Annotated in this window: 26 protein-coding genes; 14 read left to right on the top strand and 12 right to left on the bottom strand. The window is 26.1% G+C overall.

Going from position 1 to position 25666, the window contains the following annotated elements:
- Positions 1–15: 15 nt before the first annotated feature.
- Complete coding sequence (gene rfbC, locus P4S50_RS04765) at positions 16–573, bottom strand: dTDP-4-dehydrorhamnose 3,5-epimerase (RefSeq protein ID WP_277733429.1); 558 nt, start codon at positions 571–573, stop codon at positions 16–18.
- Positions 573–1454 carry a glucose-1-phosphate thymidylyltransferase RfbA gene (gene rfbA / locus P4S50_RS04770; protein WP_277733430.1) on the bottom strand — a complete coding sequence of 294 codons (882 nt, stop codon included), beginning with the start codon at positions 1452–1454 and terminating at the stop codon, positions 573–575. Before rfbA ends, rfbC begins: the two co-directional genes overlap by 1 nt.
- A gap of 175 nt (positions 1455–1629) precedes the next feature.
- Here rfbA and P4S50_RS04775 point away from each other — a divergent pair, with 175 nt between their 5' ends.
- Positions 1630–2871 carry a glycosyltransferase gene (locus tag P4S50_RS04775; protein WP_277733431.1) on the top strand — a complete coding sequence of 414 codons (1242 nt, stop codon included), beginning with the start codon at positions 1630–1632 and terminating at the stop codon, positions 2869–2871.
- 150 nt (positions 2872–3021) lie between these two features.
- Positions 3022–4533 (top strand): hypothetical protein, encoded by a 1512-nt coding sequence (locus P4S50_RS04780; RefSeq protein WP_277733432.1) that lies wholly within the window; start codon positions 3022–3024, stop codon positions 4531–4533.
- Here P4S50_RS04780 and P4S50_RS04785 read toward each other — a convergent pair whose 3' ends face one another.
- Positions 4534–5274 carry a glycosyltransferase gene (locus P4S50_RS04785; protein ID WP_277733434.1) on the bottom strand — a complete coding sequence of 247 codons (741 nt, stop codon included), beginning with the start codon at positions 5272–5274 and terminating at the stop codon, positions 4534–4536. It lies immediately after the preceding gene.
- A 146-nt stretch (positions 5275–5420) separates the two neighbouring features.
- Between P4S50_RS04785 and P4S50_RS04790 the strand changes: the two genes are divergently transcribed.
- Entirely contained in the window at positions 5421–6683 is a 1263-nt protein-coding gene (locus P4S50_RS04790; protein WP_277733436.1) for a hypothetical protein, read from the top strand.
- 42 nt (positions 6684–6725) lie between these two features.
- Here P4S50_RS04790 and P4S50_RS04795 read toward each other — a convergent pair whose 3' ends face one another.
- Complete coding sequence (locus tag P4S50_RS04795; protein ID WP_277733438.1) at positions 6726–7628, bottom strand: hypothetical protein; 903 nt, start codon at positions 7626–7628, stop codon at positions 6726–6728.
- Positions 7629–7838: 210 nt separating this feature from the next.
- Here P4S50_RS04795 and P4S50_RS04800 point away from each other — a divergent pair, with 210 nt between their 5' ends.
- Positions 7839–8876 (top strand): hypothetical protein, encoded by a 1038-nt coding sequence (locus tag P4S50_RS04800; RefSeq protein ID WP_277733439.1) that lies wholly within the window; start codon positions 7839–7841, stop codon positions 8874–8876.
- A 30-nt stretch (positions 8877–8906) separates the two neighbouring features.
- Here the strand turns inward: P4S50_RS04800 and P4S50_RS04805 are convergent, their stop codons facing one another.
- Complete coding sequence (locus P4S50_RS04805; RefSeq protein ID WP_277733440.1) at positions 8907–9584, bottom strand: uracil-DNA glycosylase; 678 nt, start codon at positions 9582–9584, stop codon at positions 8907–8909.
- A 134-nt stretch (positions 9585–9718) separates the two neighbouring features.
- Here P4S50_RS04805 and P4S50_RS04810 point away from each other — a divergent pair, with 134 nt between their 5' ends.
- Positions 9719–10825 (top strand): polysaccharide biosynthesis C-terminal domain-containing protein, encoded by a 1107-nt coding sequence (locus tag P4S50_RS04810; protein ID WP_277733441.1) that lies wholly within the window; start codon positions 9719–9721, stop codon positions 10823–10825.
- Between the two features lie 13 nt (positions 10826–10838).
- Here the strand turns inward: P4S50_RS04810 and P4S50_RS04815 are convergent, their stop codons facing one another.
- Positions 10839–12161, bottom strand: a complete 1323-nt coding sequence (locus tag P4S50_RS04815; protein ID WP_277733442.1) for an oligosaccharide flippase family protein — start codon at positions 12159–12161, stop codon at positions 10839–10841.
- A 286-nt stretch (positions 12162–12447) separates the two neighbouring features.
- Here P4S50_RS04815 and P4S50_RS04820 point away from each other — a divergent pair, with 286 nt between their 5' ends.
- Positions 12448–12612 (top strand): hypothetical protein, encoded by a 165-nt coding sequence (locus P4S50_RS04820; RefSeq protein ID WP_277733443.1) that lies wholly within the window; start codon positions 12448–12450, stop codon positions 12610–12612.
- 140 nt (positions 12613–12752) lie between these two features.
- Here P4S50_RS04820 and P4S50_RS04825 read toward each other — a convergent pair whose 3' ends face one another.
- Positions 12753–13280, bottom strand: coding sequence for a hypothetical protein (locus P4S50_RS04825; protein ID WP_277733445.1), 528 nt, complete (start codon positions 13278–13280; stop codon positions 12753–12755).
- 154 nt (positions 13281–13434) lie between these two features.
- Here P4S50_RS04825 and P4S50_RS04830 point away from each other — a divergent pair, with 154 nt between their 5' ends.
- Complete coding sequence (locus P4S50_RS04830; protein WP_277733446.1) at positions 13435–14715, top strand: glycosyltransferase; 1281 nt, start codon at positions 13435–13437, stop codon at positions 14713–14715.
- A gap of 101 nt (positions 14716–14816) precedes the next feature.
- On the opposite strand, the gene P4S50_RS04835 is transcribed toward P4S50_RS04830, so the two are convergent.
- On the bottom strand, positions 14817–15719 hold the full coding sequence (locus tag P4S50_RS04835) for a hypothetical protein (protein ID WP_277733448.1): 903 nt from the start codon (positions 15717–15719) through the stop codon (positions 14817–14819).
- 152 nt (positions 15720–15871) lie between these two features.
- Here P4S50_RS04835 and P4S50_RS04840 point away from each other — a divergent pair, with 152 nt between their 5' ends.
- A complete protein-coding gene (locus P4S50_RS04840) occupies positions 15872–17059 on the top strand; it encodes a clostripain-related cysteine peptidase (protein WP_277733450.1) in 1188 nt (395 codons plus the stop codon).
- 84 nt (positions 17060–17143) lie between these two features.
- Here the strand turns inward: P4S50_RS04840 and P4S50_RS04845 are convergent, their stop codons facing one another.
- The 3 genes from P4S50_RS04845 to P4S50_RS04855 form a co-directional block, all read right to left on the bottom strand.
- On the bottom strand, positions 17144–17299 hold the full coding sequence (locus tag P4S50_RS04845) for a hypothetical protein (protein WP_277733452.1): 156 nt from the start codon (positions 17297–17299) through the stop codon (positions 17144–17146).
- 75 nt (positions 17300–17374) lie between these two features.
- Complete coding sequence (locus P4S50_RS04850; protein ID WP_277733454.1) at positions 17375–17923, bottom strand: hypothetical protein; 549 nt, start codon at positions 17921–17923, stop codon at positions 17375–17377.
- A gap of 132 nt (positions 17924–18055) precedes the next feature.
- Positions 18056–18541 carry a hypothetical protein gene (locus P4S50_RS04855; RefSeq protein WP_277733456.1) on the bottom strand — a complete coding sequence of 162 codons (486 nt, stop codon included), beginning with the start codon at positions 18539–18541 and terminating at the stop codon, positions 18056–18058.
- 136 nt (positions 18542–18677) lie between these two features.
- Between P4S50_RS04855 and pdxR the strand changes: the two genes are divergently transcribed.
- The 6 genes from pdxR to P4S50_RS04885 all read left to right on the top strand — a co-directional run bounded on the left by pdxR (position 18678) and on the right by P4S50_RS04885 (position 24476).
- Positions 18678–20102, top strand: a complete 1425-nt coding sequence (gene pdxR / locus P4S50_RS04860) for a MocR-like pyridoxine biosynthesis transcription factor PdxR (RefSeq protein WP_277733458.1) — start codon at positions 18678–18680, stop codon at positions 20100–20102.
- A 106-nt stretch (positions 20103–20208) separates the two neighbouring features.
- On the top strand, positions 20209–20379 hold the full coding sequence (locus tag P4S50_RS04865) for a DUF896 domain-containing protein (RefSeq protein ID WP_277733460.1): 171 nt from the start codon (positions 20209–20211) through the stop codon (positions 20377–20379).
- A gap of 21 nt (positions 20380–20400) precedes the next feature.
- Positions 20401–20859, top strand: coding sequence for a chemotaxis protein CheW (locus P4S50_RS04870; protein ID WP_277733461.1), 459 nt, complete (start codon positions 20401–20403; stop codon positions 20857–20859).
- A gap of 167 nt (positions 20860–21026) precedes the next feature.
- The gene (locus P4S50_RS04875; protein ID WP_277733463.1) at positions 21027–22181 is read left to right on the top strand and encodes a sensor histidine kinase; all 1155 of its coding nucleotides are present in this window, start codon (positions 21027–21029) and stop codon (positions 22179–22181) included.
- A complete protein-coding gene (locus P4S50_RS04880; RefSeq protein ID WP_331489698.1) occupies positions 22171–22827 on the top strand; it encodes a response regulator transcription factor in 657 nt (218 codons plus the stop codon). The genes P4S50_RS04875 and P4S50_RS04880 overlap by 11 nt, the downstream gene beginning before the upstream one ends.
- A gap of 266 nt (positions 22828–23093) precedes the next feature.
- Positions 23094–24476, top strand: coding sequence for an aminopeptidase (locus tag P4S50_RS04885; protein ID WP_277733466.1), 1383 nt, complete (start codon positions 23094–23096; stop codon positions 24474–24476).
- 287 nt (positions 24477–24763) lie between these two features.
- Here P4S50_RS04885 and P4S50_RS04890 read toward each other — a convergent pair whose 3' ends face one another.
- Positions 24764–25660 (bottom strand): selenium metabolism-associated LysR family transcriptional regulator, encoded by an 897-nt coding sequence (locus P4S50_RS04890; protein WP_277733467.1) that lies wholly within the window; start codon positions 25658–25660, stop codon positions 24764–24766.
- Positions 25661–25666: the final 6 nt, after the last annotated feature.

Consider the following 25666-nt stretch of genomic DNA (forward strand, 5'->3'; position numbering starts at 1 on the left):
CCTCCAACTGTATTATTAAAAATTAATATTTGTTTCTTTTAAAATAGACCAGTTTTTATCTTTATCAGAGAGTATTACTTTGTCTACACAATCTGTAGGCCAATCTATATTTATGTCAGGATCATTCCATATTATTCCTCCTTCGTCATCAGGATAATAATAATCTGTACATTTATATACAAATTCAGCTTCATTAGATAAAACTAAGAAGCCATGGCCAAATCCTTCAGGGATATAAAACTGTCTTTTATTTTCTTCTGATAATATAATCCCCAACCAATATCCATATGTTTTAGAGTTTTTTCTAAGATCAACTGCAACATCAAACACTGTTCCTTTTATAACTCTTACTAACTTTCCTTGAGGGTATTTATTTTGAAAATGAATCCCTCTAAGTACTCCTTTTTTAGATTTAGAATGATTATCTTGAACAAATGTCATATCAAGTCTATTTTCTTTAAATTCTTTATAATTGTATGTTTCCATAAAAAAACCTCTATCATCTCCAAAAACAGTAGGTTCTATTATATATAAACCGTCTATATCTGTTTTTATAAATTCAAATTTACTCATTATTTCACCTCAACTATTCCTTTTGCTATATATTCTAAATACTTTCCATAGTCTGTTTTTAAAAGTGGTTGTGCTAATTTTAATAATGCTTCTTTATCTATATAACCAAGTCTATATGCTATTTCTTCTAAACAAGAAATATAAAGGCCTTGCCCTTTTTGAATAGCGCTTATAAAATTACTTGCCTCTAAAAGTCCACTATGAGTCCCTGTATCAAACCAAGCCATTCCTCTACCGAATAATTCTACCTTGAGTTTTTCTTTTTTTAAATATTCATTATTTACACTTGTTATCTCAAGTTCTCCTCTTAGCGATGGTTTAACATTTTTAGCTATTTCAACTACATTATTATCATAAAAATAAAGGCCGGGAACTGCATAGTTAGATCTAGGATGTTCTGGCTTTTCTTGAATAGAAAGTACATTTTTGTTTTTATCAAATTCGACTACCCCAAATTCTTTTGGATCTTTTACATAATATCCAAATATAAGAGCTCCTTCTTTTAATAAAGATGCTCTTTTAAGTATTTTACTAAAATTTTGTCCATAGAAAATATTATCGCCTAGAATTAAAGCAACATTCTCATTACTGATAAAGTCTTCTCCTAGTATAAAAGCTTCTGCTAATCCTTTAGGTTCTTTTTGAACTTTATATTCAAATGATATGCCTAAATCGGATCCATCTCCCAAAAGCTCTGTATACATAGGCAAGTCTCTAGGAGTTGAAATTATTAATATTTCTTTTATTCCTGCAAGCATTAAAACAGATATTGGATAATATATCATAGGTTTATCATATATTGGTAACAATTGTTTTGATATTGATTTTGTTAAAGGATGAAGTCTTGTACCAGCTCCTCCTGCTAATACTATACCCTTCATAGAAGATCACCTTCTTTTTTTTTATCTATAGGAAACTATAATACTTGTAATTTCACTATATAATATGATTCTGAAAATATATTTGTGTATTAATTAGCAGATAAAGTAACATGTGTTAAAAAATATAAATATCATGTAATAGAGAGAAAAGAGGGAGGGATATAAGATTAATAATATGGACAAATATCAAAAGTATGATGTTTTGTTTTTTTCTAGAATAGATTGGAATTCTAGGTGTCAAATATATCAGAATTTAGCATCTTATATGACTGACAAAGGACATAGAATTTTTTATTTCAATCCAAACTTTTTAAGTAAACATTTAAATATTGATAAAATAAACGAAAAATTAAATGTTTTAACATTATCTAATAAATTTGGGAAGAGTATATATAATATTGATTTCAATGATAAATTAGAAGAATTACGAAGTCAATTAGAAAATATTATACAAAATAATTATATAAAAGATTGTGTTTTATTTGTAGAAGATCCAATGTGGATTTGTTTGGCAAAATCTTTAAAAGAAAAGTATAACTTTAAAATTATTTTTAATTATGAAAAAGAAAAAGATGAAAGTATTATTTCAGTAGAATCTGAAGATTTTGAAGAAGTATATGAAAAAATCGAAAATAATATAAAAGATATTCATGGTTTGGTAAGTGTAGTTATTGTTACATTTAATAATTTAAATTACACAAGAGAATGTATACAAAGCATTTTTGAAAAAACAGCATATCCAAATTACGAAATAATTATTATAGATAACAATTCTCAAGATAATACTCCAATTTATTTAAAAGAATTAGAAAAACAGCATTCTAATATAACTATCGTTTTGAATGAACAGAATTATGGGTTTGCAAAAGGAAATAATGTAGGAATTAAAAAAGCTAAAGGTGATTATATTATTTTACTCAATAATGATACTGTAGTTACTAGAGGGTGGATTACTGCTTTTATTAAACATTTGGAAAAAGATGATAAGTTAGGATTAGTAGGACCTGTTACAAATTATGCAGGAAATGAGGCTATGATTAATGTTTCGTATAGGAATATGAAAGAGATGGATAGATTTGCTCAAAGATATACATTAGCTAACTTTAATAAACTATATAATGATATCAATATGTTAATTATGTTTTGTGTAGCTATGAAAAAAGAATTGATCAATGAAGTCGGTTATTTAGATGAACATTTTAGGATAGGAATGTTTGAAGACGATGATTTTTCCTATAGAGTAAAAAACGCAGGATATAAGATAGCCTATGTAAAAGATATTTTTATTCATCATTATGGTAGTGCTTCTTTTAAAAAACTAGGAAGACAAAAATTTATAGAACTTTTTAATGAAAACAAGAAGATATTTGAAAAAAAATGGAATATAAAATGGAGCCGACATAAATATAGAAGATAGAATGTATATAATAAATATAAATCTAAGAAAAGAAAGTAGGGTTGATAATTTTTTCAAGCCTATTTTTGTTTTTTAAAATAAAAATATTAGTATATGTATATCTTTTTGAATATATATATATTAAACATAAAAACTTTGGGGGGTTATGAAATGCCTTTTGATAAAAAAGATGAATATATACTATCTTTTCAAGAAACCTTATATTTTTTTTATTTGGAGAACAACATATTATATTTTAAAAAAAATAAAGAAGAAAAAGAAATGGAAATAAATGAAATAGCTAAAGATGTAAGAGATTTCTCTGCTTATATGGATAACTTAGGTATAATTCACATAATAATCATTAATTTTTTAGGAAATTTAGTTCATATGAGATATGAGGATAATATATGGAAAGAAAATGTAGTTAAAGATTTTGATACAAAAACATATGAATTTAAAAAATTAAAATTATATGTGTATAAAGATAAAGTAAATATACTATCATTAGTACGTAATAAATTTGAAAATACAGAATATAAATTAATGCATTATATTCTGTATAAAGATAATATAAAATGTTACAAATTAATAAATGTATTAAATGATAGTTGTTTTAAATCTTATAAAACTGATATTGACAGAATCGGAAATATTCATTTAATTTATAAGACTACAGACAATAAATATAATCTTTTTTATAGAAAGTTTAATTTAGAATCTAATCATTGGAGTTTGCCAGAAAGATTAACTTATAAAAAAGAAAATATAGAAAATGTATTTATTTTATGTGATACTTATGACATTATTAATATTATATTTTTTACTAAAAAAAACAACGGTATAAAAATTAATTATTTATATAAAAAGATTGAAGCAAATATTAATTCAAATTGGAAAAAAGCTAAAAGTTTTCAAAATATAATAGGAAATTACAATAATTCTACGTTAATACAAATAGATAAACAGATTAAGTTATTGTGGAAACAAAATAATAAATTTTATTTTACGTATACTAAAATAGGAAAAGGTGAATTAAGTGATATTAAAAGTATTGATATAAAAATCGATTATGATTTAATTAGAAGTGTATATATAGGGGGTAGCTATAAAAATTTAAAAAATGTTAAAATTCCTTATATATATAGATATCCCTCAGATTATATTATTTTAATTGGAATAGATAAAATAATTAAAAATAGTTATTCTTCAAAAGTATTATTTGATAAAAATCTAAAAAATTCAGGTGTGGCAGTTACTCTAGAAGATATAATTGAGTTAGAACAGAATGTTAATATAAAATATAGTTTACTAGAATATATTAATCAGATAAAACATAATTTTGAAAAAAGCGATATAGCTTTAGATTTATTACCTAAAAAAGAGTTAAAAGAAAATATTAATAGTAAAATAAAAATGTTAGATAATGAGATAATATATCTGAAATCCAAAGAAGAAAATTTAATAACTTCTTTATTAGAAATGAAAAATAATTATTTGAACTTAATTGAAAATTTTAAGCAACTTTCAATAAAATATGAAAATCTTAAAAATGAAGTAGGGCAAAAGGGATCAGTAGAACAGAAGGAACAAATAAATAAAAAGGAAGAAGTAGAACAAAAAGGTTTTTTGAAAAGAGAGATGGAATATTTAAAAAATATATTAAAAATCAAAAAAGACTAGTTAGCGACTAGTCTTTTTTGATTGGTCTACTTGCTTAGTATAATAAGTTGCAATCATTTTTTTTATTTCATTTGAGCATCTTATTTTTTCAGGAAAATTTACTGATTTACTATAACTTGTAATATGAGCTCGTGATTTGGTTAGAGGTTTATTTATATATATAAATTCATGTTTTAGACCTAATCTTACCCATAAATCGTAATCTTCTAAGTATTTATAGTCTTCGTTAAATAATCCAACTTCAAATAAACAATCTTTTACTATCATTGCCGTTGAGGTATTAATATAGTTACGTTGAAATAAATATTTAAGTGCATGGTAATGTGAGGAAAATTTTGGGGATTTTCCGTATTTAATAATGGAGTTTAAATTATTATCCATAATATAATAATCTGAATATATTAAAGATACATTTTTGTTTTTATGCTCATCTAGTAATTTTACTTGATGAGCTAGTTTACTTGGGTCAAAAATATCGTCTGCATCTAAAAAGCATACATAATCTCCATTTGCATTATTTATTCCTAAATTTCTTGCACTAGAGGGACCGTTATTAGTTTTATAATAGTATGATATTTTATCATTATATTTTTTTATTATATCTTTTGTGTTATCTGTAGACCCATCATCTACTACGATAATTTCATAGTCTTTAAATGTTTGTACTAAAATACTATCTATTGCATCAGATATGAATTTTCCATAATTATATGTAGGGATAATTACACTTACTTTAGGCATTAAAATCTCTCCTTATAAGATATATTTAATACTATGTTTATTCATAAAGATACAATATGGTTACTGATTTATTACTTATTATTCTTTTAGATAGATTATAAGCATATATATTAGTATTAATATTTCTTTAAAAAGGGGATGCGAGTATGAACTTAGAGAAAAAAAATAAGTTTTTAATAAAAAAGGCTTCTGGTGAAATATGGTGTTTTTATATTAAAGATAAGTCTATTTACTATAAAGAAAATTATAATAATTTATTAGAACAAGAAATAAAGCTTATTGATAAAATAAAAGACTACGATGTTAGTTTAGATTCAGAAGACAATATTCACTTAACATGTATTACAAATAAAGAAGAAATATGTTATTTTACTTATTTAAACAATGAATGGAGAAAAAATATTATAAAAAATATAACAAGTAAGCAGAATAGTATCGATTGTATCAATATAATTATAATTAATACAATTGTTCATATATTGTATTCATTGAAAAACACACTGAATAATAAATTAGTAAAGATAGTCCATTTATATAATAATGGTAATACATGGAGGCAGTCTTATTCGCAATCAGTTTCATCCATGAAAAATAAAGTTCCATACTTAATTGATTATAGTATAAATGGAGATATATTTTTGATATATAATATAATTAAGAATAGAAAATATGAGTTTTATATAAACATTTATTGTAATAATCTAAAAAAATGGAAAATACCAATTAAAATTGATTTAGATAAAGAGAATATAGAGATTAAAAACTTTTTTATAGATTCTAAGAATAATATAAATATAATTTACAATTGTGAAGACAATACTGAGTATTTATTTCATGCTATAAAAAATAGTGAGGATCTATCTAAAAGTGGCAGTTTATCAAAAAAGAATAAATGGGAAAAAAACGAAATAGCTAAGAGTGAAGAATGCATTGAGTATAAAATTTTTGAAATAGAATCAAAATTATGCTTAATATGGAAGGTAAATGATTACATACATTATAAATTATATGATGTGTATAATAAAGATTGGGAAAATGATAGAATAGTTAATATACAAGATAACTATAATATTTATTATAAAGGAAATATATATAAACATAAAAATATTACAAAATATATTAACACTTTTGGGACTATAAAAGATAATAATGTTTATTTAGCAGGTGTAGATGAATTAAAAACTAATGAAAGTCATATAGAGTTAGAAGAATTAGAAATCAATAAAAATAACGTAGATAAGGATAATATAGTAGAGGAAAACAATAATAAATTAGATTATAGCTGTAATAATAGAAAATCAGAATTACTAATAGATGAAAGTAATTATTATAGAGGGAATAAAAATAACCTAGAATATAAACAAGAAAAAAAGCTTTTTACAAAAATAAAGAATTATTTAAAAATATAAAACCAAAAGAAGGCAAATTTGCCCTCTTTTGGTTTTATATTTTTATTTATCAGGATCATATGGAACATCACCAGGGAATAATGGTGGATACTCTTCACAGAATCCAGATGGATATTCTGCTGCTTTACAGAATCCAGTAGATAGAACGCAAAGTTGTACAGGTGCTATAATTTTCTTTTCGCAAGAAATACAAAATACAATGCTTGCAGTTGCATTTATTAAGTTATAGTTAGTATTATCTTGTTCAAAAGCTGCTAAGCCACCTATTGCATCAAAGTTACTTATTACTGCACAAAACTCTGTTAATGCAGGTTTCATAGCAGTAGCAGTTGAAGGTATGCACATTACTGCTGATGTATGAATTTTTATAGTTTCAGGAAGAGTAACTGTTTCTGTACCTGTGAAAGCTTTAGTTGATCCATCTGCCATTAGAGCTGTTCCTGACATTTCTAGATCAACAGATCCATAAACATTTAGATATTGAGATACAGTTATTTGAGTATTCTTTCCTTTAGCGTCACATTCTGATGTATTTATAAAAGATAAATCAATTTTATCTCCTGCGGGTCCAGGGATATTAGTAGTAAGATCACCGTATGGTCTTCCGTTTATAGATAGTATTTCGGGCTCGACAAATAGATTTGTAGATGAGCATGATACAGTTATATCTTGAAATTCTACTACTTTATCTGTAGATGGATCAAGTGTAGTTGTAAATGTTATTTTTTCTTCACTACTAGGATCTGGAGTGTATTCTGCTTCTTTTCTAAAAACTATTGCATCGTACACTTTTTCTACAAAGATACATTCACCTTTTATTAGGTTAGTATCGTATGTTTGAGGGATTTCACATCCTACACTATTATAATCACAGCAATTTCCTTCGTGATGATCACGAGTTCTTTTAGTGTAAACTTTTGTATTTGAACAACTTGGGCATAACATATTTATTACCTCCTTCAAATTAAATATAAAAATATGTTTTTAACTTGATAAACTACTTTAGATTTTATAAAAGTTATAGTTAAGTACAATGCTTTATATTTCTCTTATATACTATATGAACCTTAAATAATAATTGTTACTCATTGTATTATATACAGCTTAAAACTCATATATTTTTAATATACAAATTATATATAAGGTGGGGTAGATATGGGATTTATTAATTGTATAAATACGGTTGCAAGAAAATCTAATGGAAATATAATGACTTTTTATCAAAAAGACAATAATTTATATCTAATAGAGTGTGAATATAAAAGTGGTTGGAATGAACCAAAGGAAATAATAAATGATATATGTGATAATCAATTTAATATACAAATTGATAAAGAAGATAACATGTATGGAATTGTTAGTAGAAAAAATGGGGAAGTATTATATTTCTATACAAATGAAGATGATAATATCGAATATAAAAAGTTGTTTGAATATGATTCAAAAAAATATATATTAAGATACCCTAACATAAAAAAGTTAGATCAAAACTTGCACATAATATATTATCTTCAAGATATTAGTGATAGAAAGATATGGGCTATGTTTAGCCATTATTTTGATGGAGAGAATTGGATTGAAGGTAATGTGGATTTTGTAGTATCTTATCCAGTAATAAATCCTTTTATCGTAAGTGATAGTGAAGGGACTTTAAATATTTGTTATTTTAATATAGTAAATGGAGTGGAAGAGATATTTACAAGTAGATTTAATTATTCAGCTAAATCATGGACTAAACCATTACAATTAACTAATACAAATAACAAAAAGATATATTTAAATACTTTACAAGACAAGATGAATATATGTCATATTACATGGTCTGAATTTGTTAATGGTAATTTGGTTGTTAAATATACAAATGGATATTTAAAAGAAGGTTTTATAAATGAGTGTAATGTAAAATCATTATCAGAACAATCTAATTGTTCTTTTCCTACACTTATAAAAACTGGTAAAGCTTTATGGTGTATTTGGACTCAAATGAATAAATTATACAATTGTTACTCATTTGATTATGGGAAAACATGGAGTGAACCTGATATAGATGATCAAAGTATAGAAAATGATTTTATAAGATATAAATTTATTTCTAATAATAGTCAAGATTTAAATAACTTTAAATTAGATACAACTTTTGGAACTAATTATCCGAGAATATCTTTCATAGGATTTAAGAATTTAAATAAATAGAATAAAGCCAATTTAAAGGCTTTATTCTATTTACTTAATATTTTCAATTTGCCAGTCTATAGGTTCTTTTTCTATTGAGGTTAGAAATGCATTAGCTTCAGAAAATGGTTTACTTCCTAAGAAACCTCTATGCGCAGATAGTGGACTTGGATGAACAGATTTTATAATAAAGTGTTTTGGATTTTTTATTATTTTAAGTTTTGATTGAGCATTTTTTCCCCATAGTATGAAAACAATAGGATCCTCTCTATCATTTAATAAACTAATTATCTTATCAGTAAAATGTTCCCATCCTATATTCTTATGAGAGTTTGCTTGTCCAGCTCTAACCGTAAGCACAGTATTAAGAAGCATAATTCCTTGATCTGCCCATTTCTTTAAATAACCATTATTAGGAATATAACAGCCTAAATCACTATTAAGCTCCTTGTATATATTTCTAAGGGAAGGAGGAATAGGTACATTTGGATTTACAGAAAAGCTTAGACCGTGTGCTTGGTTAGGGCCATGATATGGATCTTGTCCTAATATAACTATTTTTACATTCTTATATTCTGTATAGTGTAAAGCATTAAATATATCATACATATCTGGATATATAGTTTTGGTTCTATATTCATCTACTAAAAAACTTCTGAGTTTTAGATAGTAATCTTTTTCAAACTCATTTTTTAGTAGATCCTGCCAATCATTTTTTAATATTTGCATATAAATCACCTCAATAAATTATAACATAACAATATCCATATTATTCTTCTTATTTCGTAACTTATGTATTTAAAATGACATAAATTAAATTATAGATATTTAGATATAATTTAATGGTTAAAAGAGGTGTTTTTATGAAGAATATCTTGGTAACTGGATATAATGGGTTTATAGGCAAAAATTTAATAGAAGCGCTTAATAGGACAAAGAATTTAAATATACTCAAATATGGAAAAGATGATACTGAAGATAAGCTAAAAGAATATCTTGAAAAAGCGGACTTTATATATCATATAGCGGGTATTAATGTCTGTAAAAATATATCCGAATTTCAAACAGGGAATGTAGATTTGACCAAATATATGGTTGAAATTCTTAAAAAATTAAATAAAGAGACACCTATACTTATAACATCATCAATTCAAGCTACATTGGATAAGCCATTTGGTATAAGTAAGAAAGAAGCAGAAAATATTATTATAGATTATAGAGAAGAAACAGGGGCAAACGTGTATATATATAGGCTTAGTAATGTATTTGGTAAATGGAGTAAACCTAACTACAATTCACCTGTTGCAACATATTGCAATAATATAAGTAAAGACTTACAAATAACTATGTCTGATAAAAATAGAGAACTTGAGCTTGTATATATAGATGATGTAGTAGATAAGTTTTTGAATCATATATATGAAGCGAGTGATTATATTTACTATAATGTCAATCCAATCTATAGGATAACTATAAAAGAACTTGTAGATAGTATATATAAAATAAGAAAAAATGTAGAGTCTTTGATTATACCGAATATGGAAAGTGATTTTATGAAAAAGCTTTATGCTACTTATATAAGCTTTTTAAATCCTAAGTATTTTTTATACGAATTAAAAGAAGATAAGAGTGAAGAAGGGAAAAGTTGCAAATTTATAAAATCAAAGCAGTTTGGTCAAATATTATTATCAACCACTAATCAAAGGTGCACAAGAGGTAATCACTATCATAATACTAATACTGAGAAAATATGTGTTGTAAAGGGAAGAGCTCTTATAAAATTAAAAAATATAGATACGGATGAAACAATAGAGTATTATTTATCTGATAAAAAATTTGAGGTAATAGACATACCTGTAGGCTACACTCACAGTATAGAAAATTTATTAGATGATGAGTTAATGCTACTTATTTGGGCTAGTCAAATATATGATGATAAAAAAACTGATACTTATTATTATGATATGTAAAAAGAAGGTGGCTTTAACGCCACCTTCTTTGTGTTTTATAAAGAGTAATTATATGAAGTGTAAATATTATAACTGCAGATAAAGTAAATCCATATATAAAGCCATATACATTTATAGAGCTAATAGGAAGTAAGAAGTATATACAAAATAGTTGAACTAACAATCCTATTATATTGTTGATTGTGGCATTATATTCTTTTTCGATAGAATGAAGTATACCTGATAGAGTGTGATTTAATACCATGAAGAAAGTACTTATAGAAATTGCTTTTAAGTATATTCCAGCAAGTTTGCTATTAAATATTAACATACATATTTTCTCACCAAAGAAAAAATATACTAGACTTGAAGAAAATCCTATACATGAAGTCAAAAATATAGAAAAAAATATTTTTTTATTTATTAAGCTATAGTTTTTATTTGGCATTTCTTGAGAAATACTTGGGATCAAGTTTACAACTAATGCTGATGTTAAAGTAAATGGTAAAAATAAAAAAGGAAATACCATACCTGTAATAGTTCCGTAAAGAGACATAGATTGCAAATGAGAGAGACCACTGAGTTCTAGTCTGCTAGGTATTAGTATAGAACTAATAGATTGAATTACAACTGCAAAAACTCTGTTAAATGTTATAGGTAGAGCCATTTTAGTTATGTTATTAATGCTATTTTTAAAATCATTAAGTGTGATAGCGTAAGCATTAGATAGAGTAGGTTCAAAAAACAAGTTTACAATTATAAATAATATATTTACTATTTCTCCAACTGAGATACCTATTAATGCTATTAAAGGATATATAGATTTGTTTTTTATAAATGAAAATAGCATAACTACAAATACCACTCTACCTAGTTGTTCTAATATTTGACCTATGGCTGGAATTTGAACTTTTTTTATACCGTAATAATAGTTTCTTAGTATATTAGATATTGTAATTAATGATATGGCTGGTAGTATACATATTATCAACATTTGAGAATCATTAGAATGTATTAACTTAAATCCGATAAATTTCGAATTGAAAAATACTATTAATGATATTAATATAGATATAAAAAAAGACATATACAGCGTAGAAATAAAAAGTGAATTCATATTATGTTTATTATTCATTTTATTTTCTTTTGAAATAAGGCTATTTAGAGCAACTGGTATACCCGTTGTTGTTAAGCAAACACAAAGCATTAAAAAATGAAAAATCATATGAAAAATACCTAAGCCATTTGCCCCTATTTGCTTTGATAAAAATATTTTATATAAAAAACCTATTATTCTAACTATAAAGTTTGATAAAAAAAGTATAGATGTTGAATATATGAGATTAGGAACCTTCAATTTATCACCTCCTCTTCAAATATATTCTTTAAATTTAGATTTTATAACTATTTTATTTGAAAATATAGCATTTTTAGTTTATATTAGCTTATTTAGAGGGGGGTGAATCTAATAAAAAATAGATATCAGAATGAAAATGAAAGTGAATTTTCGAAAAAAATCTTAAATTCGTAAAAAATATAAAAAAATGCATGAAAAATGAAATATAAAAATTGCAAGATTCAATTGACAAACAATTAAAAAAATGATAAGATATAATTGCAAAGATATAAAGGGGGTATTTTGAATGGAGAATATGAATATGGTTGAATCTAAAATAAATGAAATAGATAATAAATATGAAACTAATATGAAAAAATGTAGAGTAGTAACATGTATTCACTGTGTGGGAGATAAATGCACAAATGAAACTTGTGAAATTTATGAAAGATCATTTATTCAAGAAGGATAAAAAAAGCTGTCTCTCTATAGAATTTACTTTCTATAGAGAGACAGCTTTTTTTGTTTTTGAGGAGGTTATATATGAAAATAATATAATAAAACCACTCAAAAATTTGAGCGGTTTTATTATATTTAACACTTAAATTAGTTTTAATCCTCTATTTTGTAATTAAATGCTCCTTTAAATGGAATACCTCTTGGAGGTGGTACTGTAGTAGTTGTTCTTGTGTTACAACTTGGTCCTGTTATTGTTATTGGTGGATCTTCTGATGGTGGGAAACAATTAGGCCCTCCTTTAACATAAATATTTTTTTCTTCTTTGTCAAAACATCCTTTTACTATAAAAGAAAATTTTCCTCCACTTAAAAAATAAGGTTGAATTTGACTATCAGTAAGTTCATCCCACTTCACTCTGAGTATACCATCGGGAACACAATTGTCATTTCCAGGACCAAATTCAAATGAACCACCTGGCATAATATCTCCATCCATTAAATCTGATACATTGAATTCTGGGCAGAGTTCTAATTCCAAATGACTTATATTATAAGGTAGCTGAGATTCAGGATCTTCTTGAACAGTATAAACCCATTCTTGAATTAACTCACCACTTTCAAGTCTACAATCATTACTTATAAAAGTTATAATATATGCACCTACAGTAGCTTGATCAGGCATCTTATATCCTCCTTATTAAATATATTTAAACTACAATACTTTATTATATTCTTAGAATATATAAATGTTACAAAATGATTATTAAATAATACATTAATAAACACATTAATTTTAACATATAAATTAGTATGAAAATTTAGGAGGAATAGAATAGATGAAAGTAGCAATTTTCACTATGTTTAATGGCTTAGATAGAACATATTCTCTTGTAAATGTAGTGGGTGAACATTTACAAATGTTGCTTGATGCTAATATTAAGACTAAATTATTAGTTAGCGAATGTTGTCCTGATAGTGATAGAACAGGAATATACTTGGATAAAAGGATAGAGTGGGCTAAAGTTATAAATACAGTTGGTGGGGAAGTTATAACGTGGTATGATTACAGTCAACCTAAAGGTGAAGTACATGAAACTTTTTATAAAGAAGTAGATTTAATAGCTAAAGACTTAGTAAATAAGTTATCAGATATAGACGTATGTATAATGCATGATATTCATTTTTTAGGTTGGCACTTGGTTCATAATCTAGCGGTTAGAAAAGCTCAACAAAAATTGCAGAACGTAAAATTTATTGCATTTACACATTCAGTTCCTTTTAATCCTGAGCCGAATTCAAAATGGCCTTTTTCTGCTCGTTATACGCCTATGCCTAAGACTATATATGTTTATCCATCTCAATGTGGAATAAGTGCTCTTGCAAAACAGTATAATGTTAGGGAAGATAATTGCAGTGTAATTAATAATACTTTGAATTTATTGGAAGATATGAGTGATGAAGTAAAAGATATATCTAAAAAAGTTGATTTGTTATCCTCAGATATTCTTATTATTTATCCAGCAAGGCTTACTCCAGGAAAAAGGCAAGAAAAATTAGCGGCCTTAGCTGGAAGTATTAAAAAATCAAGCAAAAAAAGTGTTAAAGTAATTTTTTGTGACTTCCCATCTATGGATATTAAATCTGAATCTTATAAAAACATAATCAGAGAGCTAGGATATAGTTTTGGACTAAATAGTGAAGACATTGTATTTACAACAGATCTAGGATATCCAAATGGTTTTCCTAGAAAAGGAGTATTAGAACTTTTTACATTATCGAATCTATTTATTTGTCCTTCTTATTCAGAGTCTTTTGGATTAATGGTACTTGAAGCAGCAAGTAGAGGGAATTTATTAGTACTAAATCAATCTGTTCCTGCATTAGAAGAATTAGGTAAAAATTTAAATGCTTATTTTATGAAATGGGGAGCAAGAAATTTTGGGTTTAATACAAGAGAAACTTATTATCCTTCTGAACAAGCATATTATGAAAAGCATTCACAAAAAATAGTAAATTTGATTAATAATAACTCTATAATGAATTCAAAAACTATAATAAGACAACGATATAATCCTAAATGGGTTTTTGAAAATCAATTGAAACCATTATTAAAGTAAAAAGTAAAGTTAAAAATAGGACTTAATATTATATTAATTAAATATTCTATTTTCAAATAAAAAATGGACTCAAATTTGAGTCCATTCTTTATTATATATATTTATTCAATACAGTTACAGTTACAATCAGAATCATAATCACAATCTGTCTCAAATTGTTTTATTACTTCTTTAGGGAATAATTTAGGAAAATCATCACAATCACATATTACTTGATTTTCTGTTTGAGGATAACACAGTCCTGTTGTTAACACACAAAGCTGAATAGGAACTTTTATTTTCTTTTCACAAATAAAACAGAATGTAAGAACTCCATCTACTATTAAATTACAGCATTTGTCTACTACTAATTTACATGTTTCAAATTTACATGATGCATTACATAGTTCAGATAAAAATGGCTTTGCAATTGAATCTGATGAAGGTATAAATAAATTTACTACTACTGGAAACTTAATTGAACCCTTTATTGTGGCTTTTGCTTTAAAATCACTACATGTACTTAAATCTTTTCCTTTAAGAAATACTTTAGCTTCAAAGTCTGCTTTTATTTTTTCTGTTACATTACATTCATTACCTTTTTTACTACAATCATCATTATATAAATCTAAATCGGATAAATCAAAGTCGATTACTCCACCAGGACCTATAACAGGAGGGTAACATAATTCTTTTCCATTTATAGATGTCTTGATCTTGGTTATTTTAAATTTTTCTAATTTACATTTTTCACTATAGACTTTTAAACAATCTCCTGGATTGATACATCCGTCTACTTTTATGTCAAATTTTTGATCACAAACCTTAAAATCTCTTTGAGTCTTAAAAATTGCAGCATCAAATACTTTATCAACAGCTATACATTCGGTTTTGATTTTATCTACACAGTCTGATGTATGACAATCACATTTTTTGCAAGAAGATTCTTCATGTGAGTTACAATTACATTTTTCGTGAGAAGAATCTTTAGATGAACTACACTTACACTTTTTATCAGATCCCATACTAATTATTGCCTCCTTTCGAAATGAGATTTACTCAAAAAAACTAGAATCTCTATTGTAATATATGAAAATTAATTATTAATTGTTACGCACAAGACTATTTTGGAAATCATATATTTTAGTAAGAAGACATTTTTAGAGGAGCTATTAATATGAATAAAAATTTCCAAAAAGATTGGACAGTTTTAATTTATATAAATGGAAATAATGATATTGAGCCTGAGATACGACAAGCTATGTTAGCAATAAAAAATGCAGATATAAATGAAAATGCAAATGTATTAGTTCAAATTAGCAGAGAAGAATGGAATTTGGTTAAGATTATAAGACCATTAGATAATTTACCAGAGTCAGATGACAAATGGGTTGGAGTAAGACGTTATTATATTAAAGGTAGAGAATGTATATTAATTGAAGATCTTAAAAAAATAAATATGGCAGATCCTATGTGTTTATATGATTTTATAAAATGGGGAATTAAGAATTATTCTGCTAAAAATTATATGTTAATAATAGGAGGACATGGATGTGTACTAAAAGGAGCTCTTGCAGATTATAGTCAAGATAATCCTTATATGATGGGTATACCTGAGATAAATATTGCAATTGATAAAGCATGTAAGGAAGTAAATAGTAAAATAGATATCTTAGTTATAGATATGTGCTATTTTAACTTACTTGAAATAATATATGAATTTGGTAAAGATAAAGATCATTCTGTTAAAAGTATACTAACGTATATAGGAGAAGGTCCTATTCAGGGGCTGCCTTATGAAAAAATGATAAATTTATTAGAAGAAAATGATACAGAGGATACAATAAAAAAGATTATTGATAATTTAAATTATAATTTAGTAGCTTTTCAAGTTGATAACACTAAATTTGAGAAAATAAAGAGTTTGTTTAATGAATTAGCTCACTGTTATTTAGATAATAAAAAAGAAGAACTAAAATCATATGAGCTACTTTCTTATTTGGATGTTAATCAGCCATGGTATAGTGTGATAAAAGATATAAAGGATAGTATGAATTCTATTGTTATTTATTCCAAAAAAATTAATAATAACTTAGGGTTAATAAATATTATGACTTATTTACCATCTGATTCAAATCAATTATATTCATATTACAAATTAAGTTTTACTTCAGATAATAAGTGGGCATACTTAATCAGCGATAAAAAAACTATTGATAATATAAATTTAGAATTAAAGCCTATAAAGATATCATATCAAGCTGTATGTGAACTTATTTCAATAATGAATCCATTACTAAGTACAGATGATAAAGAATTAATATTAAATAATTTAATTAACTATAAAAATTGGAAGTTAAAATAAAAAAGTGCATTTACCATATGGTAAATGCACTTTTTTATTTTAACTTATAATTTTTATAAAAGATAGAAAGTAGTAGGGTTATGTTTATTTATTAGATTTAGACGATCTAGAAATAGGTATATTTGCTTTTATCATTTTTCCTTTTTGAATACAATTAACTTTTAAAGTGAATTTTTTCTTATTTGATGAAGATGTGATTGAATTTTCTTGTCCATCAGTTTTTAATTCATTTTCATTCATAATAATTTCTCCTAAAATATTTATTTTAAATATAGTTTTAAGGCACTACCATAAAGGCAGTGCCGTTAATAACTATTATTGTGGTGTAAGATCAATTTTTACTGTTTTGTTTGATGGGCATAGAGAAACAAATAATTGTACTTCTTCATCTATTTTTATTTTAAAATCAATTGTAAACTCTTGATCCATTTCAGTGTTTCCTTCGGCAGGATTCGAAAACGTTATATTGTCTTCTCCTGATATAGAAAAAATTTGACATTCTAATCTATCTTTATCGAATTCTGGGCACTTACCGTCAGGTTTACATTTTTGGAATTCAAATTCGAATTCATCACAGAAAACATATTCACGCTCAATCGTAGTTGAACCATCTGTTATAGTAAGGTCTTCGCTAACATATACACTAACCTTTACTTTGAATTTATTAAGAATAGTATCAACTTCTAATTCGCAGCAGCCAACAGTTAGATCAATATTGCTATTTGCTGCATCTATAGAAACAATAGAAGCATTAGGAAATCTTATACCAAGATCAACATTTGGTTTTGAAATAGTACCAGAAAACTTCTCATCACAAATTACTCTTTTTGTTTTTATTAATTCACAACATGAATTACAACCCATAATAAAAATCCCCCTTTTATAATTAAATAATATATTTTTAAGATTTAATTTTGAAATTTATCTTTTGTCAATAACAGTATATGGATATTTCAAGGTTTTGCTACATAGTATAATAAATAAAAAATTTCCATCTTAACAATCAGATGGAAATTTAGGACATGATAAATCGAAAATTAATTTTTTTTCTTTAATTATTTTAATTTCAAGACAAGCTTTAATTTTTTGAGTAAGTGTATTCTTATCTGAATTTAGTTTTATATTATTTTCAGCTACTATACATACAACCTCACATTTTAAATTAGAAGTATCATTAATTTTACAATCTTTAAATTTAAATCTTTTGCATATTTTAAAAACATATTCAAGTGGTATATCAGGTTCTCCTAATTCACTTATAATGAGATCTTCTTTTACTAAGAATTCAACATCAACTTGGAGTTTCTTACCTTCATGACAATCTACAATACAGCATTTTAAGGGGGTAATATTAGCATCACCATCAACAGTGGCAAAACGTCCAAAAGGAGTACCGATTTTAATATCTTTATTTTTATGTTCAAATTTAAAAGTTTCTTGGCATATTATATTTTCACTTTTTACTATATCACATAAACTCACATAAATTTCCTCCTTTCTTTTTTAGCATTGGGCTATTAGATTACACTAATAATATATGATTGCTTTCAAATTTTGCCATACACAATTATAGTATTCATATATAATAAATTTTGTTATAATAAAATTGGTGATATATATGACAAAATACGAGTTTGATATAGTTACAAATAATATTCCTAAGTATGTTCAGGTATACAGGAATATTAAAGAAATGATAGAAAATGAAAAGGTTAAAAAGAATGAAAAATTACCACCGATAAGAAAAATCTCAAACTTACTTGGTGTTAACACATCTACTATAGTAAAGGCATATGAACTGTTAGAAAACGAAGGGTATATATACAAAATAGTAGGAAGTGGAAGCTATGTAACGGAAATTAAAAAATATAGCCAAGTATCTTCTGCTACAGATGATAAAATAATAGGATTTGATGTTGGTAATCCATCTACAGATATATTTCCTATTGATAATTTTAAGAAAGCCATAAATATGGCTCTTCAAAATGAAGGCCCGTCTTTATTTGAATATGATGAAGGTCTTGGGTATCTAGATCTTAGAAATTCTATATGCGATTATTTAAAAGATTTAAAAATATATACAAATCCATCTACAATACAGATAATATCTGGTGCACAGCAAGGGATAGATATTATTTGCAAAACACTTATTAACTATGGAGATGTTATATTTTGTGAAGAACCTACTTACAGCGGAGCTTTGGAAATATTTAAGAACAAGGGAGCTAAAGTAATGCAGGTTCCATTATTAAGTGATGGAATAGATATAGGTATTCTAAAGTTGAAATTAGAAAAAATAAGGCCAAAGTTATTATATGTTATGCCAAATTATCAAAATCCAACTGGAATATCTTATTCTAAGCAGAAAAAGAAGAAACTTATAGAACTTGCAAATGAATATGATTTTTATATATTAGAGGATGATTTTTTAAGTGATTTTAGATTTTATTCAGAAGATAATAATACATTAAAATCATATGACGATTCTAATAGGGTCATATATATAAAAAGTTTTTCAAAAATATTAATGCCAGGACTTAGAATTGGTTTTATGGATATACCTATAGGAATTTTAAATAAAGTAATATGGGCTAAGTATTCAAGTGATATAGTTACATCTAGTTTAGTTCAAAAGTCATTGTATTATTATATGAAGTATTATGATTTTAAAAATCATTTGAAAAATGTAGAACAAACGTATAAAATAAGATTTGATAGTATGATTGATTTAATAGAAACTAAGTTATCTTCTAGAATAGAATTTAACAAGCCAACTGGGGGGATTAACTTTTTTATGTCTCTTCCAAAAGGATATTCTTCAATTGATTTTAGAAATTATTTGGTACCATATGGTGTTTCTATTATGCCTGGAAACTATTTCTTCGATAATCCTATAGAGGATAGTTTTTTTAGGATAAATATAGCATCTACAAATTGTGAGCAAATAGAAAAAGGAATAGGTATAATAGATAAAAATTTAGATGATTTTTTATTAAAGTATAAAAATAATGTTGATTTTAAAAATAATAAAATATTTTTTTGATCTGTAAGCAAATTATACAATTTTTGATCAATGGAGTCAGTTAGAAATTGATGGCGGCATGATAACTGCTATAGAATGAAGCGAATTTTAAGAAAGAGGTGTTAAAATGTTATCTAAAGAAAAGATAGATAGAATAAACTATTTAGCAAAAAAAGCTAAGGCAGAAGGTTTAAATGAAGAAGAAAAAAAGGAACAACAAGATTTAAGAAAAGAATATATAGAAAATTTCAGAAAAGATTTTAGAGAAAAATTAGAGTGTATAGAAGTTGTAGATTAGTATATTAAGGGGGAGATATTTATGGCTGAAAAAAAATATGTTATTTTCAAACTTAATAATGAAGAGTACGGAGTTGACATAATGAAGGTTAAAGAGGTCAGCGAAGTTAAAGAACGTGTTAAGGTTCCAAATACTCCTGATTTTGTAGATGGAATCATAAACATAAGAGGAGATGTAACTCCTATAATTAATTTAAAGAAGAGGTTCAATTTAGCTGAGGATACAAAATTTTGTGAACTATCTAGAATAATTGTAGTTAATATGGATGGAAAAATGGTTGGATTTTTAGTAGATGATGCCTCTCATGTAATATCTATTGAGGATACAGATATAGAGCCAGCTCCAGAAGTAATATCAGGAGAGGATAAAGTTTATATTGAAGGTATTGGAAAAGTTGATTCAAGAATGATAATAATATTAAATCTGGAAGAAGTTCTAGATGAAAATGAAAAGAATAGTATAAGTAGTATTGAAGGCTAAATCAGAAATAAAAGGTTGTCATGTGACGATCTTTTATTTTTTGTATATAGTAAAACTAATAAATATATTAAAATTCATATGAATATAAGGTGAATAGGTGTTATATTTTTGTATAATATAGTATAATAATAAGGAATGTCGAAAATTGATAAAAGAGGTAATTTATTGTGAATGGAGAAGAAATGTTCGTAAATTTTAATGAAGTATTCAATAAGGTGATAGATACTATAAAAAATAGCCAAAATGAAGTTTTGTCTATGTATGAAAGTGTACATAATGAGTGTGAAAAAATGAGAATAGATTTAGAAAACTTCAGAATAAGAGTTAAAGTTTTAATAGATGAGGTTGAATACTTGGAAAAAGAGGAAAAAAACAGTAAACAAAGATTGGCATCCATAAGTAAAAATTTCCATAATCAAACAGAAGAGAAAATAAGACAGGCATATGAAGACGCTAAGGGTATACAGGTAAAGCTTACATTGAAAAGAGAAGAAGAAAAAAATATAATAAAAAGTAGAAATGATCTTGAGATAAGACTTAAGAAAATGAATGACATATTAGAAAAAGGCGAACTATATATGTCAAAGATGAAATCTGTTGTTGATTTTTTGATGGGCGATTTAGAAAATGTATCTCAGAAGATGTCTTCATTAGAGGGTAAGGCTCAGATTGGAATGAAGATAATAAAATCACAAGAGGAAGAACGAAGAAGAATAGTTAGAGATATTCATGATGGACCAGCACAAAGTATGGCTTCTTTAGTAATAAAGTCTGAAATAATGAGTAGACTTTTAGATAAAGATATACAATTATCTAGAGATGAACTTAAAAATATAAAGAAAATTCTTAGGAATACACTTAGAGACTTAAGAAGAATTATGTATGATTTAAGTCCAACCTCATTAGATGATTTAGGTTTGGTACCTACAATAGAAAGAGCTATATCTGACATAGAATATGAGAAAGATATAAGTATAGATTTGATTGTACTTAATGATACAAAAATAATGCATCCGCTGGTTAGGATAACTACATTTAGGGTTATACAGGAATCCTTAAATAATATATGCAAACACTCTAAGGCATCTAATGTTAAAATTAAATTGGATATAAATGAAAAAAGAGTAGCTGGTCTTGTTGAAGATAATGGCATTGGATTTAATGTTGATTATAACAATATTATAGAAGGATCATTAGGAGTAGGTTTTATGAGGGAAAGAGCATCTTTATTAGATGGTCAATTAAAAATAGACAGTAAAATAGGGGAAGGAACTAAGGTTATATTTGCTTTTCCTAATAAGGAGGTAAATGATGAAGGATAATATAAACGTTATGGTAGTGGATGACCATTCTCTTATGAGAGAGGGCCTTTCAAAGATATTAGAACTTGAAGATGAAATAACTATTGTAGCTAAGGCTTGTGATGGATATGAGGCCATAGAGTACTATAGAAAAAAAGATATAGACATAGTTCTGTTGGATATTAATATGCCTAATATGAATGGTGTAGAAACTTTAAGAAAATTAAAGGATATGGATTCATCTACTAAAGTTATAATGTTGACTATATATGATGAAAGAGAATATCTTATAGAAACTTTAAATCTAGGAGCTAATGGATATATGCTTAAAGATTCAGAATCATCTAGTTTAGTTTCTGCAATAATAAATGTATATAATGGTGGAAGTTATGTTCATCCAAACCTTGCAGGAGAACTATTGAGAGAGATAAATAAAAGAAAAGATAGAAACACAGTTAAGCAAGGGCTAGATAGTTTAACAAAGAGAGAATATGAAGTATTATCTCTTATTGCTGATGGCCTTAGCAATAAGGAAATTTCAGAAAAACTTTATATAAGTGAGAAGACTGTAAAAAATCATGTTTCTAGTATATTAAGAAAACTTGAGGTATCCGATAGAACTCAAGCAGCTATATATGCATACAAAAATAATATAAAAAAATTATAAAAAAATCGTATCAATAGATACGGTTTTTTATATACTAAGGTATTATAAATTTTTTGCTTTATTGGTAGCTTGTTGAGATAGCTACACTTGCAACTATTTTTATAGACGAATTTTTCATCTATTAAATGGGAAATAATAAAAATATATAAAATAGTGAATGAAAATACTAAAAATTTAATTAATTGATATTTATGGAAAAACAAATTGCGAAATATGATATAATAAAAATAATATGTTAAAATAATACTATACGGAAGGTGGTAAATATGAAATTAGATCATGAATTTAAAAATGCATGGAAAAATTTAAAAGATGAAGATATGAATGCTGTAATGTCTTATTCTAAGGAGTATATGGAATTTTTAGACAATGGAAAAACTGAGAGAAGATGTGTAGATGAGATAATTAATAAGGCAAAGAAGCAAGGCTATATTTCATTAGAAGAAGCTTTAGAAAATAAGAATATTAAATCAGGTTCTAAGATATATGCAAATAACAAAGATAAAGGGGTAGCGTTATTTGTAATAGGACAAAATGAAATAGAAAAGGGTATGAAGATAGTTGGATCACACATAGATTCACCAAGACTAGATTTAAAACCATTTCCGCTTTATGAAGATGGTAATTTAGCACTTCTTAAGACTCATTACTATGGAGGAGTTAAAAAGTATCAATGGACAACAATTCCGTTAAGTATGCATGGCGTTGTTTATACTAAGGATGGAAATAAGGTTGATATTAATATTGGTGATGATGAAAATGATCCTGTAGTATACATAAGTGATCTTTTAATACATTTAGCTAAGGACCAAATGGGTAAAAAACTTTCTGAAGGTATTACAGGTGAAGGACTTAATGTTTTAATAGGAAATATACCTTTAAAGGATGAAGAAAAGGATTCTGTTAAGAAAAATGTATTAAAATTATTAAATGAGAAATATGAAATGACAGAAGAAGATTTCTTAACTGCTGAAATTGAAATAGTTCCGGCTGGAAAATCAAGAGATGTAGGACTTGATAGATCTATGATTGCAGCTTATGGCCATGATGATAGAGTTTGTACATTCGCAGGACTTAAAGGTATTTTTGAAGTTGAAAATCCTGAATATACAGCTGTTGGATTATTTGTAGATAAAGAAGAAGTAGGATCTATGGGTAATACAGGAATGCAATCTAGATTCTTTGAAAATACAGTTGCTGAAATTATAAATGCTCAAGGAGATTATAATGATTTGAAATTAAGAAGAGCATTAGGTAATTCAAAGGTATTATCTGCAGATGTTACTTGTGGCTTTGATCCAAATTTCCCAGATGTTGTTGATAAGAGAAATGCAGCATTTATAGGGAATGGTGTAGTTGTAGCTAAATATACAGGAGCTAGAGGAAAATCTGGTTGTAATGATGCAAATGCAGAATTTTTATCTGAAATAAGAAAAACTTTCGATGAAAATGATGTTACATGGCAAGTAGGAGAACTTGGAAAAGTAGACCAAGGTGGAGGTGGAACTATAGCCTACATACTAGCAAATTATGGAGCTGAAGTTGTAGATTGTGGAGTTGCTCTTTTAAGTATGCATGCACCTATGGAACTTGCAAGCAAAGTGGATTGCTACGAAACTTTCAAGGCTTATAGAGGATTTTTAAAATAGAATAGTAAGTGAATTTTTAAGGTTAACCGAAAAATGGCACTCATTTAAATAACGCTACTTAGTTAATATTTTAATAAAACTAAAGATTGTGACTTATTAAATATCCTAAAACTTCTTAAACTCCTTAAGGTCAGACAAAGAAGTTTCTTAACGGATAGTTAAAAGTCACAATCTAAGTTTTATAGAGAAATATCAACAAAAAAGTAGCTAACATTTAAATGAGCGCCATTTTTTTATAATAAGTAGGAAACTATATACCTATTTGAATTTTTAAAATAACCTCAAATTTATTCAAAAAAATTCTTGATATGATCTATAAATTTTTCTTCTAAAGGTGTATTTATTCTTTTTTTAGAATATATAAAATAAAATTTTCTTTTAAGATCTAACTCTTTTATTTTATAGGCTTTTAGTGATTTAGAACTAAGATCATCTACTATAGATTTATTAGATACGATAGAAAGCCCTATTCCTTTTTTTACCATTTCCTTGGTTGCTTCATTACTTTCCACATGTGCTAATATGTTGAAATGATCTAATGGAAGATCATTCTTTTTAAGTTCATTTACTATAACTTTTCTAGTTCCTGAACCCTCTTTTCTCATTATAAAATTTTCCTTTTTAAGAGAAGAAATACTCACATATGAATCGTTATTTATAATATTATAATCATAAGGAGTTATTAAAACGAGTTCATCCTTTATTAAGTCTATATACTGTATTTGTGAGTTTGGAATTTTTGAACCTACAAATCCGAAGTTTACTTTTTCATTTAATATTTCATCTATTGCATCATGAGAATCGTGATGAGTTATAGTAAACTTAACGTCTGGAAAATCATTTATAAAAGACTTCAAAATATCTGGTAATATATATGTTTCCGGGATTGAACTTGAGGTTATATCTATAATACCTTCTATTTTTCCTTCGTATTCTTTTAAATTGAACAATGCTTTTTTTCTAGAATTTAATATTTCAAGAGCATGAGAATAAAGAATTTCTCCTGGTTCCGTTAAAGAAATATTCTTGTTATTTCTATTTATTAGAATAGTCCCAAGTTCTTTTTCGAGATTTTGAATATGAGTAGTTATAGTGGGTTGTGTCAAAAACAGTTCTTTTGCAGCTTTTGAGAAGCTTTTATGTTTTGCTATTTCTATAAATGTTTCGAGTTGTTTAAAATCCATATTATC

This window comes from Tepidibacter hydrothermalis (assembly GCF_029542625.1).
GTDB lineage: Bacteria > Bacillota > Clostridia > Peptostreptococcales > Peptostreptococcaceae > Tepidibacter_A > Tepidibacter_A hydrothermalis.